The sequence below is a fragment of the Bradyrhizobium sp. S3.12.5 genome, assembly GCF_040548225.1.
GTDB lineage: Bacteria > Pseudomonadota > Alphaproteobacteria > Rhizobiales > Xanthobacteraceae > Bradyrhizobium > Bradyrhizobium cytisi.
The window spans coordinates 1-14,134 of sequence record NZ_JBEPRF010000016.1 but is presented as its reverse complement, the minus strand read 5'-3'; the positions used below and the strand labels follow the sequence as shown (position 1 = coordinate 14,134).

At 60.6% G+C, this 14,134-nt stretch carries 8 protein-coding genes; 7 read left to right on the top strand and 1 reads right to left on the bottom strand.

From position 1 onward, the window contains the following. The first annotated feature begins 5 nt into the window (after positions 1 to 5). From ABIC09_RS23455 to ABIC09_RS23440, 4 genes are all read left to right on the top strand, one after another. A complete protein-coding gene (locus tag ABIC09_RS23455; RefSeq protein WP_354110726.1) occupies positions 6 to 3,578 on the top strand; it encodes an Eco57I restriction-modification methylase domain-containing protein in 3,573 nt (1,190 codons plus the stop codon). Positions 3,579 to 3,670: 92 nt separating this feature from the next. Next, positions 3,671 to 7,216: a DISARM system helicase DrmA gene (gene drmA, locus ABIC09_RS23450; protein ID WP_354110725.1), complete on the top strand. Its 3,546-nt coding sequence runs from the start codon at positions 3,671 to 3,673 to the stop codon at positions 7,214 to 7,216. A 10-nt stretch (positions 7,217 to 7,226) separates the two neighbouring features. Beyond that, the gene (gene drmB / locus ABIC09_RS23445; RefSeq protein WP_354110724.1) at positions 7,227 to 9,092 is read left to right on the top strand and encodes a DrmB family protein; all 1,866 of its coding nucleotides are present in this window, start codon (positions 7,227 to 7,229) and stop codon (positions 9,090 to 9,092) included. Positions 9,093 to 9,400: 308 nt separating this feature from the next. Further along, positions 9,401 to 10,858 (top strand): ATP-binding protein, encoded by a 1,458-nt coding sequence (locus ABIC09_RS23440; RefSeq protein ID WP_354110723.1) that lies wholly within the window; start codon positions 9,401 to 9,403, stop codon positions 10,856 to 10,858. Positions 10,859 to 11,064: 206 nt separating this feature from the next. Here the strand turns inward: ABIC09_RS23440 and ABIC09_RS23435 are convergent, their stop codons facing one another. Next, positions 11,065 to 11,601, bottom strand: a complete 537-nt coding sequence (locus tag ABIC09_RS23435) for a hypothetical protein (RefSeq protein WP_354110722.1) — start codon at positions 11,599 to 11,601, stop codon at positions 11,065 to 11,067. Positions 11,602 to 12,344: 743 nt separating this feature from the next. Between ABIC09_RS23435 and ABIC09_RS23430 the strand changes: the two genes are divergently transcribed. Genes ABIC09_RS23430 through ABIC09_RS23420 form a run of 3 tightly spaced genes read left to right on the top strand, consistent with a single transcriptional unit; the run spans position 12,345 to position 13,769 of the window. Further along, a complete protein-coding gene (locus tag ABIC09_RS23430; RefSeq protein WP_354110721.1) occupies positions 12,345 to 12,782 on the top strand; it encodes a hypothetical protein in 438 nt (145 codons plus the stop codon). A 10-nt stretch (positions 12,783 to 12,792) separates the two neighbouring features. Beyond that, complete coding sequence (locus tag ABIC09_RS23425) at positions 12,793 to 13,260, top strand: helix-turn-helix domain-containing protein (protein ID WP_354110720.1); 468 nt, start codon at positions 12,793 to 12,795, stop codon at positions 13,258 to 13,260. A gap of 2 nt (positions 13,261 to 13,262) precedes the next feature. Next, positions 13,263 to 13,769: a hypothetical protein gene (locus ABIC09_RS23420; protein WP_354110719.1), complete on the top strand. Its 507-nt coding sequence runs from the start codon at positions 13,263 to 13,265 to the stop codon at positions 13,767 to 13,769. The last annotated feature ends 365 nt before the right edge of the window (positions 13,770 to 14,134 follow it).

Below are 14,134 nucleotides of genomic sequence, written 5' to 3'. Positions count from 1 at the left end.
TGGTCATGCTGCAACCCGGCCTCGAAGCCGAGGGCCGTAATCAGTTCGCATCCGGCGAATGGGAGGCGACGCCGCACCAGCGATTGGAGCGGCTGCTGCGCGAGACCAATGTCGGCGTCGGCATCCTGGTCACGCGTAACGCGCTGCGGCTGATCTATGCGCCGCGCGGCGAAACCGCGGGCTGGCTCACCTGGCCGCTGGCGGCGCTCGGCCGCGTCGAGGGCCGGCCGATGCTGGCGGGGCTCAAGCTCTGCCTCGGCCGCAACGCGTTCTTCACCGGCGCGCCGGAGACGCGGCTACGCAAGCTCCTGGAAGCCTCGCGCGAGGCACAGAACGCCGTCTCCGAAAAGCTCTCCGGCCAGGTGCTCGGCGCGCTTTATGAGCTGCTCCGCGGCTTGCAGCGCGCCGCACCCGATGAGATCGAGGCGATCGCGGGCACTGATCCACATCATCTCTATGAGGGCCTGCTCACGCTGCTGATGCGGCTCGTGTTCCTGCTCTATGCCGAAGACCGCGACCTCTTGCCGTCGTCGACCGATCCGCATCTGAAGCAGCTTTGGGACGGTGGCTATTCGATCAAGACGCTCTATGCGCGGCTGCTGGTCGACGAGGCGCTTAACCCCGACACGATGGATGACCGCCGCGGCGGCTGGGGCCAGCTACTTGCGGTGTTCCGGCTGATCCATGGCGGCCACTCGGATTGGGTGACCGGGCGCGGCGGCAAGCTGTTCGATCCTGACGCCTTTACGTTTCTCGAAGGCCGCGCCCGCGGCAGCGCCCGCACCGAAGCGACGATCCTGCCGGTCTCCGACGGCACCATCTTGCGCATCCTGCACGGCCTGATGACCATCGAGGGCAGGGGAGCGTCGGGCGAGCGGATCCGCGAACGGTTGTCCTATCGCTCGCTCGATGTCGAATCGATCGGCTCGGTCTACGAGACCGTGATGGGCTTCACCGCCTCGCGCGCTACCGAGCGTATGATCGCGCTGCGGGACGAGAAGAAGTTGCCGAACTTCATCGGGCTCGACACGTTGTTGGCAGAGAAGCCGGGCGACCGGCAGAAATGGCTGAAGGAGCGCAGCATCAAGCTCTCGGCGAAGCAGGCCAAGGGCGTCAAGGACGCGCGTGATATCGCCGCGCTGATCGAGGCGTTCGGATCGCTGGTCGATGAGCGCGCCTCGCCCAAAGCCATCCCGATCGGCCGAGGTGCGCCCTATCTGCTGCCGACTGAGGAGCGTCGCCGCTCCGGATCGCATTACACGCCTCGCTCGCTCACCGAGCCGATCGTGCGCCACGCGCTAGAGCCGGCCTTCGCACGGCTTGGCGCTGACGCCTCGCCCGAGGCAGTGCTGGCGCTGAAGGTGCTTGATCCTGCCTGCGGCTCCGGCGCCTTTCTGGTCGAGGCTTGTAGGCAAATTGGCGCCCGACTGGAACAGGCCTGGAATATGTACGGCGCGGAGAAGCCGAGGATCCCACCGGACGAGGACGAGGCGTTACATGCAAGGCGGCTCGTCGCGCAGAAATGCCTCTACGGCGTCGATCGCAATCCGATGGCGGTCGATCTCGCCCGGCTCTCGCTGTGGCTCGCCACGCTCGCGCGCGATCATGAGTTCACCTTCCTCGATCACGCGCTGAAGGCCGGCGACAGCCTGGTCGGGTTGACGCGAGCACAGATCCAGGCCGCGCATTGGGATCCATCCAAGCCGGGCCTGCCGCTCTTTCGAGAGGTGATCGAGAAGGCAGTTAATCTAGCGCTCGAGGGCCGCGAGGCTATTCGCAACGCCGATGACGGTGTGCTCATCGCCGCGCAGGCAGCGCGGCATGCGCGAGTCGTGGATGCCAGCGAACCAGCGCGGATCGTGGGTAACGCCGTAATCGCGGCGTTTTTCTCGTCCGACAAGCCGAAAGCGCAGGAGGCGGACCGGCAAAAGGTCGAGAACTGGATCGCGGGCGGGCTGATGCCGGATTGGGCGAAGCTCCAGGCCAAGGATGCGACGTTCCGCGCGAATATCGGCTGGCAGCCGTTTCATTGGGAGCTCGAATTTCCGGAAGTGTTCACCAGGCAGCCTTCCGGTTTCGACGCAGTTGTAGGAAACCCTCCCTTTCTCGCTGGCTCCGACATTTGGCCGGTACTAGGAGGAATGTACCGAGACTTCATACACACCACATACGAAGACTCTGGAGGAAAAGCCGTTGATATTGTGGCGATTTTCTTCAGGCGCTCGTTTGATCTAATCAGATCCGGAGGCGCATTGGCGCTCCTCGCGACAAATACAATCAGGCAGGGTGATACGCGCGAAGCTGGGCTCAAGATAATTGTGAAACATGGCGGCAAGATCTATCGAGCTTTGAGACGGTATGAATGGCCTGGCAACGCCGCCGTTGTAGTCAGCGTGGTTCATGTGGCGAAAGACAGTGACCACCTTACTTGCCGCCTAAACGAGAGACACGTAGCTGGAATAAATTCATTCTTGATGCCGCTGACCTTCGAGCCGCAACCGCTGCGCCTGAAGAAGAAAGCCGTGCGAAGTTTCCGCGGGCACGTCATATTCGGCATGGGCTTCTCTTTCGCTCCCTCGCCTTCAGATGGTGTTGTAAATGACCTCGATACCTTAGATCAAATCTTGAAGACGGACGAAAAATACAAAAGTTTAATTCATCCCCTCATAGGCGGCGAGGAAATCAACACCAGCCCCGTGTCGGAGCACCATAGGTTCATTATAGACGTCAACCGATTCACCGAGCAGGAATTGGAGCAGTATCCATTGATACTGCATGTACTAAATGAGAAGGTGCGCCCAACGAGAGCGACCATGGGCGGATATAGCGTTGCAGAAAAGCGCGCCAAAGAATGGTGGAAATTCGGAACTTATGCAGCCGCTCTTCAAAATGCGCTCCAGGGCCTGAACAGATGCCTCGCAATTTCTCAAGTGACAAAGCACCATGCGTTGAACTGGCAACCGACAAATTGCATTTTTGCGCACACGGTCATTGTGTTTGCCAGTGAGTCTGATGCGGTTTTCGCGATTCTCCATTCTCGCATCCATGAAATCTGGGCGCGGTTCTTCTCGTCCACCCTCGAGGATCGCCTGCGTTACGCTCCCTCCGACTGTTTCGAGACCTTCCCCTTTCCACCCAACTATGAAACCGACGCTGCGCTTGAGGCCGCCGGTCAGACCTATCACGATCATCGCGCCGCGCTGATGGTTGGGGCGAACGAAGGCTTGACCAGAACCTACAATCATTTCCACGATGCCGACGAGCGCAGTGACACAATTCAGACCTTGCGCGATCTGCACGACGAGATGGATCGTGTCGTGCTCCGCGCCTATGGCTGGTACGATCTCGCTGACGAATTGCGCCCCGTGTTTCTCACCGAGGAAACCGAGGACGACCACACTTATCAACGCCGCTACTTCTGGTCAGCCGAAGCGCGCGACCGCGTGCTTGCGCGCCTGTTGGCGCTCAACGCAAAACGGCATGCGGAGGAGGTGACTGCGGGCCGGACGCCAGCGGCGCAAGACGAGGCCGATGAACTGGAGGATGAAGGCGTCGGGCCGCTGTTCGAGCGCGATTGAGCCGGCTGTCTGACTAAACCGCTGATTGCTCTCGGCGGGCGAGATGGTAAGGCTTGCAGGTACAAGCCGTTGATTGAGACTTTGGGGGATGTATGACCACAGCGGAGCCGACGCCACCACAGGAGGGGCCGACCGACCAGCTATCAGGCCTGCCGAAGCCGGCGACGCCGGTGGCGGTGCGCGAGCGGCTGCTCGATCTCCTGCGCCGCGATCTGGTCGGGCCGCATCCCGACCTCGATCCTGATCTCGCCCGCGAGGTGATCGCCGGTGTCGCGCCCTCGACCTGGTATCTGACCGGCTTCCTCGGGCCGAAGCGCGAGACGGTCGCGGCGCGCGCCGGGGTGACCGCCGGTGATGAGATCGCGGCGGAGCAGGAGGCTGAGGATCTGCTCGAAGCGCAGCGCGGCAGCGAGGGTCTGTCGGAAGTCACGCAGGGCAAGGGCGATGCGCCGGATCAAGGGAATCCGGAAGCGCCGCCGACGCGCTCGTTCCAGCCGTCCTCGATCGGGCTCACCGTGCTGCTGCCGCGTGACGCTAGGCAATTGCTGGCCAGGGTGAACTGGGGCGACTACGTCACCGAGCCCCGGCTGGATAATGCGGTGTTCCTGAAGCCGGCGCGCGAGGCGGCCGAGGCGAGCGGCAACGCGCCGAAAGCACCACCGGGCAAGACGCTGGACTGGCGCCGGATCCCCCGCGAGGAGACGGTTCCGATTGCGATCCGTCTAGGAGACGTGCCACAGCGGATCATCATTCAAAATAGTTCCTCGCCGATGGCGCCGGGCGGGGGCCTCGAGCTCGTCGTGTCAGCGCGTCCGATCGACACAGCCGATATCGACGGGGTAAAGCGCGAGCTTCTGGCGGTCTCGGTGTTCCTGGTCAATGCCCGGCCGCAAACCATCCGCTTCCGCGACGTCGCATTCTGCTTCCAGGCCCGGCTGCAGCTAGACTTCGCTGAAGGCTTCGAGCACCGCGACGACCGTGCCTCCTACGACTCGGACGAGGCAGACGAGCGGGTGGCCGACCTTCACTACCAAGACGTCTGCTCTTATGCCGTTGGCCACAACACCTCCGGCGACTGGATGGCGTCTGACGGCGATCAGCTTGTGACGACCGTCTTCACCAATCCGCTGCCGATGCAGCAGGTCGAGAAGCTGGGCGCTGATATCGATCTGGTGGGCGTCGAGCGCTCCATGGCCGCGCTGGCCAAGGCCACAGACGATGCCGGCACGCTGCAGGCCGCGCTGTCGGGCCTTCCCATCGCCTACGAAGGTTGGGCGAAACGGCAGGCGGATCGCGTCGCTGGCATCGAAGGCAAGCGCCGCCGCGAAGTCGCGGAGAAATGCCTGGAGGACATCGCGATCGCGCGCCGGCGCATCGCATCCGGACTTGCGCGGCTGCAGACCGATCCGGTTAGCCGCGAAGCCTTCGGCATCATGAACCGCGTGATGGAGCGCTCCAATCGGCAGCGCAGCGCCGCAAACAACAAGAAGCCGCTGGACCAACAGAGGGCGCCGACATGGCGCCTGTTCCAGCTCGCCTTCATCCTGCTCAACCTCGATGGCCTCGTCGATCCCATCCACCCCAACCGGCCGATCGTTGACCTGCTGTTCTTCCCGACCGGCGGCGGCAAGACCGAGGCCTATCTCGGCCTCGCCGCTTTCGCTATCGCGCGCCGCAGGCTCAATAATCCGGGCCTGGAAGGTGCAGGGCTGTCGGTGGTCATGCGCTACACGCTGCGGCTCTTGACGCTCGACCAGCTGCAGCGCGCGGCGGGGCTCGTCTGCGCGCTCGAGCTGGAGCGCAAGGAGAGGAAACGCCTCGGCGACTGGCCGATCGAAATTGGCCTATGGGTCGGCGGTGGCGCCACGCCCAACAATCTCGGCGATGCCAAGAATAAGAAGGAGAACACGGCCGTCTACTGGCTCGAGCAGTATAAGAAGAAAAAGGGCGCGGCGCCGGCGCCGCTGAAGAACTGTCCGTGGTGCGGAGGCGAGCTGAAGGAGAACGCGTTCGCGCTGCTGCCTTCGGCGGCCAAGCCCCAGCGGCTGGATCTGCGGTGCTACGAGGTCGAATGCGCCTTCTCCAACGAGAGTCGGCTGCCGATCGTAGTCGTCGACGAGGAGATCTATCGTCGCCAGCCGGCCTTCATGATCGCCACCGTTGACAAATTCGCCAATGTGCCCTGGGAGGGCCGCGCCGGAGCCTTCTTCGGCCATGTCGAGCGCAGCGATGCAAGCGGCTTCTATGGGGCTGCAGAATCCGGCGGCACCCGGCTGCCCGCCGAGCTGCGGCCGATCGATCTCATCATCCAGGACGAGCTGCATCTCATCTCGGGGCCGCTCGGCACAGTCGCTGGGCTCTACGAGACCGCGTTCGATCTGCTGGCCTCACGCAAGATCAACGGCGAATGGCGCGGGCCGAAGATCGTCGCCTCGACCGCGACCGTGCGGCGCGCCGAGACCCAGATCCGCAACCTGTTCGGTCGCGACCGCACCGCGATTTTCCCGCCGCCGGGCATCAGCCGCGACGACTCGTTCTTCGCCAAGGCCGATCGCGACACGCCGTCGCGCCTTTATATCGGCGTCGCCTCGCCGGGCCGCGGCCCGAAGCTGGTGTTCCTGCGCGCGCTGCAGACCCTGCTCTCGGGAGCTGCTGCGCTGTCTAGCGGCGGCCGCGATGATCCGGCTGATCCCTATCTGACGGCGCTGTGCTATTTCAACGCGCTGCGCGAGCTCGGCGGTGCGCGCCGCATCGTCGATGACGAGGTCCGCGCGCACCTCACCAATTACGGCCGTCTGCGCGTCCGCCGCGAGCCGTCGGGTGCGCCGTTTGCCGATCGTATCCTGCGCGAGATCCAGGAGCTGACCTCGCGCTATTCGACCGACCAGGTCTCCGATGCGCGGGCGCGGCTCGGGCTTGCGGTCGGCGACAAGAACGCCGTCGATGTCGCAATGGCGACCAACATGATCTCGGTGGGTCTCGACATCGGTCGGCTCGGGTTGATGGTGGTGCAGGGCCAGCCGAAGACGGCGGCCGAGTATATCCAGGCGACCTCGCGTGTCGGCCGCGAGGGTGACAAGCCGGGGCTTGTGGTCACGTTGCTCAACATCCACAAGCCGCGCGACCGGACGCATTACGAGCAGTTCCGCGCCTTCCATCAGAGCTTCTATCGCGCGGTCGAGGCGACCAGCGTCACCCCGTTTGCGCCGCGCGCGCTCGATCGAGCGCTGGCCGCGACTCTGGTGGCGGCCCAGCGGCACGTGACGCCGAGCCTGACGCCGAACAAGGCCGTGGACAAAGTGGCGGACGAGCCCACCGCCTATCAGCGTATCAGATCGGTGATCGAGGCCAAGATGCAGGTGGCGGGCGAGGACAGCGCATCGATAGCGCGCTGCCTCGCGCGGCTCGATGAGCTGGAGGATGCCTGGATCAAAATCGCGGAAAAGCAGACTCAGAACGGCGATGAGTTCGCCTATGCCGGCCAGCAGGCGGTGCGGCGGCTGCTACAGGATCCGTTCGATCAGCAGCCGAACATGGATCCGGAGCGGGAATGGTTCGTCGCCGGCCGCTCGATGCGCGATACCGAACCAGTCTCGCTGCTGAAGCTCAGGAAGCCGGACGGCAGTCCTCTCGGATAACGGATTCTTCATGGCCGACATCACTCAGAACTTCAGCCAGCTGCTGTTGACCTATGGTCCCGGCGCCATGATGGACCTGCCGGACAATGCCGTGGTCGTGTCAGGTCTCCAGGACTGGGACTATAAGGGCTCGAACTGGAAGCCGGTCGAGGAGGAGCGCCTGGTGGCGCTCTTGAAGCAGCAACTCGGCACCAAGCTGAGCCCGACCTTTTCGGGGCTACGGCATCCGCCGATGTTCGACGAGGACCGCCGCGACAGCAATGCGCCCGGCGTCGGCGTGCGGCTGTTTCCCGGCTGGTTCCTGGTCAACGAGATCCCGTCGAACGGCACGGCGATGGTGCCGGCAGGGGCTGCCGCGGGCAACGAGAAGCGCCGGCGCATGGTGGAGTTCTCCGAGCTCGACGTCACCGCTGGCGGCAAGCTGTCCTACACCGGCTCCGGCAGCAAGATCGGCGTCAACCCCATCCGTTTCGTCGGCGCCTGCACCAAGGGCCATCTGCAGGACATCACCTGGCGCTATTTGACCCACCGCGGCAAGGACCAGTCCTGCCGCAAGCCGCTGTACTGGGTCGAACGCGGCGTCAGCTCCGATCCGTCCGACATCTCGGTGCAATGCACCTGCGGTGCTTCGATCAGCATGGCCGATCTCTATAAGCCGCAGTTTCTCGGCAAGTGCGATTGTCATAGCCCCTGGCTGACGCCGCGACGCGATACAAACGAGACATGCAACGAGGATCTGCGGCTGCTGCCGCGCTCGGCGACCAACACCTACTTTGCGCAGACGGTGACAGTGATCTCCCTGACGAAGTCGAACGATGCGCTGCGGCAGACGATTGCGCGGCATAAGACGACAATCGACCGCATGCGTGGGTTTCCGGACTTCATCAACATCGTGCGCGCGATCCCCCAGGTCGGAGATGACTTCAAGGACTTTTCCAACGAAGAGATCCTGCAGGCGCTGAACAGCGACGACGGCTCAGGCACCAATCCGAGCGCGCATCCGCACATCGCCGAGTTCGACATGATGGCGACCGGCGCGCCTTTCATCGGCAGCGATAGCGCCGGGTCGTTCTTCTATGGCGAGACGCTGCCGCGCGACGCGCTTAAGCTTCAAGGCCCCTGGGATACGTTCCTGCAGGCCGTGGTGCGGGTTCACCGCCTACGCGAGGTGACGTGTCTGTACGGCTTCACTCGCCTGGAGCCTCCGCCAACGTCGGCCGAAAGCGAGCTCGACGAAATCCAGCTCGCCGTCGGCGGCGCCGATCTCGCCCGCAACGTCGAATGGCTGCCCGCGATCGAGCAGCTCGGCGAGGGCATCTTCCTGCACGTCGCGCCAGAGTTCCTGAAGCAGTGGCTCGAAGCCAAGGAGACTGTCGACAAGGCGAAGAACTTGCGCGAGCGCGAGCGGCGAGACGCGGCGCGCTTCAACCGTGAGCCAAAGCATCGGGGCGTCGCCTATTGGGCACTGCATTCCTTGTCGCACGCCTTTATGGCCGAGCTCGCGCTCGAATGCGGCTATCCGCTATCGTCGCTGAAGGAACGCATCTACTCCACTGGCCCGGCACAGGCCGATCGTTTCGGCATCCTGATCTACACCTCGACGGCCGGAGGGCAGGGGACGCTTGGTGGCCTCAGCAACATGGCCGAATGCGCCGGCGAATTGCTCATCCGCGCCACGCGGCGTCTCGCACTCTGCTCCAACGACCCGATCTGCGCCGAGCACAGCGACGGAAGTGAGGAATATCCGCTGCAGGGTGCGGCCTGTCATGCCTGCCTGCTTGTCCCGGAGACATCCTGCGAAGCGCGGAATACGCGGCTCGACCGCGGGCTGCTGACGCGAACGGTTCTGGGAGGTGGACTTCCGCTGCTGGGATAGAGAAGAGATCAAGCGATCTGTATCTGTTGAGGATCACCGCTCCTCCCCACTGAATCGGCTACCGAGTTGATTCAGCATCATTTCCGGCCCGGGAAGAGATTACGTATCATTGCGGCTACGGTTGTGAGCTACGGATGGCGCTAGCTGTCGGCTCCGGCTGGCAGCGGCGCTTTCCTTCTGTCAAAAGGCGCTTTGTTCCAAGACCCACCGCGCCCGGATCACAGAGCCCTTGATGTTGGGAACAGCGTACGGCAAAGCTACGCTTTCTGGTTGGGGAGCGCCAAACGGGAGGAGTTTTGGAGCTAACTTTGAACAGTCCGGAACGTTTCATTGCTATGGTCGACGACTTTCGTCGTCTTGATAGCGAGATGCCTTGCGTGGAATTTAAGAACAACAACTACGATCCAGAACGCATTGGCCGGTTGATCTCGGCTATATCGAATGCAGCGCGCATAGCCGACCAGCATTGCGGATACGTGCTATGGGGGATCGACGATGAAAGCCACGAGGTAGTTGGTACGAACTTTAAACCTTCTGCCCAATTGGCTCATGGGCAACCTCTTGAACTCTGGCTTAGTCGGGCGCTGACTCCAAGTTTGCACTTCCGCTTCATCGATGTAGAGCACCCTTCGGGCCGAATTGTATTGTTGGAGATCCCGGCCGCAGTCAGCGTTCCAACCAAGTTCAACCACATACCCTATGTTCGCGTCGGGCCAGCGACGCCGAAGTTATCGGACCACGCAAGCCATGAGGCTAGCTTGCTTGCCAAGCTAAGACCTTTCGCGTGGGAGCAGGGTGTGGCTGCGGCCTTCGTCACAGTTGACGAAGTGTTAGATCTGTTGGACACCGATGCTTATTTCACGTTGACTTCTCAAGCTCTGCCTGGAGCAAAGCAGGCGATCGCAAAGGTGCTTGAACACGATAAGCTGATTGCTAGTGACGTCGGCGGAAGATGGAATGTCCTTAATCTCGGAGCCGTTCTCTTCGCCCGGGACATGTCCAAATTCCCTTCGATTGCGCGAAAAGCTGCCCGCGTCATCAAGTACGATGGAATATCGCGAACCGCAGAAGCCAGAGATCAGATTGGTATTCGTGGGTACGCTATCGCCTTCGAGGGCTTGATAAATTACATCAATAATATTCTTCCAAAAAATGCTTCGATCGGAAGGGCGCTACGAACGGCAAAGCCTGAATACCCTGAACTGGCGATACGCGAGCTGGTCGCGAATGCGTTGGTGCATCAAGACATGACTATCCCGGGGACTGCGCCTGTAATTGAGATTTTCAGTGATCGAGTGGAGATTACAAATCCGGGCACCCCCTTGGTTGAAACCAACCGCTTCATAGATTTCCCGCCGCGGTCGCGAAATGAAACATTGGCGTCGCTAATGAGGCGCGTTGGAGTTTGCGAGGAGCAGGGAAGCGGTATCGACAAGGTCGTAGAGGAGGTCGAAACCTCTCACCTGCCACCTCCCGACTTTCGCGCTGATGGAAACAACACGAAAGTTACGATCTTTGGAAAGAAGAGTTTCGCTGAGATGACCCCGGACGAGCGGTTGCGCGGCACCTACCAACACGCCACAATTCGCTACATCAATAATCTTGGTGGCCTAACCAACGGTTCGCTCCGGGTGAGGTTTGGAGTTCCTGAGCGCAACGCCTCTCAAATTTCCAAGGTCCTCAAGCAAGCCATGGACGCCGGCTTGATCCGGCAATCGGAGAACTGGAGCGCTAAATCTGGGTTCTACTTACCCTATTGGGCGTGACGATCCTTGATCGCTCGGAAAGGAAAAATTAATGACCTGAAAAATGTTGCGATTTCAACGTCTTATGGCCAACGAAAGTGGATTTTTCGTTTCCGCCATTTGATTCGCCTGGCCTGTCAAGTTCCACCGTCTATTTGTAGTGGGTAACTTCTTGACCGCGACGCCCAACCGCGGGTGGCTGGCGCTGAGGTAGCTCAAGGATCTGCCTACAACCTGTCGTCATCGAAATTCTTCAGGACGGATTCGTAGAACTCGGTATCGCGCGGATCGTCGCGATGTTTGGCTACAGCACGTTGCATTGGTGTCTTCCATTCTGATGCCTGCTTCAAGCGCTCGATAACGACCGCCTTCCGGACAAGGTACTCTGTGTATCGTTCCGAAGGCTCGTCTTTCCAGTACTTCGCAACATTTGTAGCGGGGTCGCGAGCAGCCCTTAGGTCCGTAATTACCTGATTATAGGTCTGAAGATCGCCCGCATGGATGATGTCGGTCGCATCGATCCGAAGCTTGTACACGTGACGCTTGCCCTTGGACCGGTAGGTCCAATCAATTTTAGCCAATTCGAAATTGGGGTAGACATACAACGAGGTTGCGCGAATGCGTTCGCCATTGGGCTGACCAGCTCGAATTGCATCTTCGGCAGCCACGGTCTCCTCGTTCGGGAGCTCGTCGCGGTGATCCCCCGGGGAAATGATTTCTTCGCCGGGCTCAAGCTCCCGGGTGTCTGTTCGATAAACGATCACCGGTATCACCTTGCATTAGAGTTAGTTCCATGCCGATAGCATCTTGCCGTTGCACACGATAGGGCATGACGAAGAGGCAGAGCAACGCGCCCTGATGGTCGCCCGCCGTATCGCGATCCCTACGCGGAGCCCTGCCGCTGATGTGGGTTCGGCCCCGCACGCGGTGCTCTCTTTCGCCCGGGGATGGGCTGAGATCGGCGTCGGGCCATTATGCCTAAGCAGCAATCCTATTTAGAGTATCATCGAACGACACGATCTCGCCGCTCAAAACGAGGTCGGCGCGTATGGTTGGATGCGGGTACTTCCTTGTTAAATCGTCCTCCTTTTTCGTCGGTGGCCTTGGCTTGGGCCGATCTGACAGTTCACTCCGATGCAGACCATGGGAAGGTGACCAGGAGTGGGGGAGGGTGAAATTGTCGGCGCGGGCCTCGGCTCTGGTTCAATCTGCAATGGCGCGCTAGTGGGGGTCTTTGTGCCTGCGGATACTTCAGGCGAGCGCAGTTCAGGATAGGCGCAGGTCTCGAGCTATCCAATTCGATAGGGTCGCATCTAAGTCGGCTGCAACAATCCCCAAGGAGATAGGAGAGGCCGGACGCTCGACGCTAGACGACCGCTGAAAATAGTGGCAACTCTGTGTTGCACGAGAGCACCAACTCGCTTCGATTACATTGACAGCGGCCATTCTCCACAGTAACGGGGTTGCTGCCAGTTAAGATATATATTAACGATTTGTGGTAGATCAGATGGCGCTGCCCCCGACAAGGGCTTTAGACTATGAAAAGGTGTGGGTCGGTGCCAAAGCAGATTTGCGCATGAGCCCCGGTGTTGCGACGGAATACCGTCAAGCCATTGAAAAAGAAGACGAATTGTCTTTGAAACGAAAGACCCATCTTCAACGTTACTTCAAAGAGTTCTGTGACCACGATGACTATGGACGTCGGTTGAGTGACCAAAAATTTAAGAAAGAAGGGAATTTTCCCGATGGGCTCGGGGGTTCCGTCGCCATATATACATTCAAAGCCTGGAAGTGGCGAGTGTACGGTGCGGTCATGGGCGTTGGCGGACGACGGTCGTTCGTTGGAGTCGGCGTTGATCCTGACAAGAAGCAGGACAAGGCGGATCGTGCAAAGTTGAGAGCCGCTGCAAAGGCAATCGCACAGCTTGCTGAATATCACTCGTGAGGAGAGCATCATGAATAATTCCCCCATCGACCCGAAGATGATTGAGGCCGAGGAGAATGCTCTGATTGACTGGCAGTTTCTCCTGCAGGAGATGATGTCTGAGAAGGGCGTCACGAAGTCTCAACTTGCTGAACTGGCGGGCATCTCGAAGCCTCGACTCACCCAGATCCTGAGTTCTGAAGCGAACCCCACGGTCAAGAGCATGGCGCGTCTGTTCCATGCTCTCGGCGAGCAGCTCTGTGTTAGCCGGAAGGCGCTCGCTGCTCAGAAGCCGCCTACGTCGGCGGTCAACAAGCCCTCGCAGTGGCAGTGGGGGGAGGGGCCGCGGCTGGAAGAACGAAAGGACGAGCAGCAGCTTGTTCGCATCATGAAGGAGAACTTCGCGTCGAATGACAATCACGCCGCGAAGGTCATGTTCATCGACTCGGAAGTGGACTTGGCGCCCGAGCCGGACATGCCTCAAGCTGAAGCTGCCTAAGAATGAGCGATCCTACCGATTCCCGGCAGGAACTGATTCCGACGGTCTCTCCGCCAACTCCTGTTGATGGAGAGGCCGTTCAGCGTCGTCGTGCCGATTACAACCGTCTGGTTCGAACGGCTAAACTCGCGGGTCTGCTGCTCGAGAAAGTTGACTTCAAGATGTTGCCCGACGCTCTCGGCATAAAAGCGTCACTACTCACGCGCAGCATTTCCCCAACGACAACGGTCATCTCTTCTGGCGCTGAAGATGGTACTTGCGTTGCAAATGTCGTCTGGGAAGTTGTGTTCAAATATAAGACCAAGTCCGTGATGCGCTGCAAAGCTTCGTACATCATCAGCTACGATGGTATCGAGAATGCAAGCGACGAGACCGTCGGCGTGTTTGTCGACAACGTTGGAAAGACCGCGACCTACGCCTATTTTCGGGCGCTTTATGCGCATCTCGATTGGTCAGCGGGGCTCGGCTCTGAGCCGCTACCAGTGTTACAGCTACAGCCGAAACTTTGAGAGCGCGTCGACACCGTAAGCATATTATCGACGAACTCGCGCCTATGGAACGGCTGTGCCTCGAGTTCGCGGCGCGGAGCAGGGTGCCCGGCGACGCCGGCGCTGCTCGGGTTGGCTGGAAACTACGCTCGAGAAGTCGCGCGCCGCCCGCAGTCCAGACCGTGGATTGCTCTCTGTGCAGGCGGAAAAAAAACCAGCAGTTTCAATGGAGGGCCCTGGTCCTCGCATCGGCGAGGATATCCAATCCTCCTCACCAGGGCTCGCAAGATACGTCTCCCTCCGGCGAGGGCCGCCTTGTTGGATTAGTCCAATTGGTGCGTAACAGTCCGTATGGACAGCCATAAGCGCAGTACTCAGCTTGAACG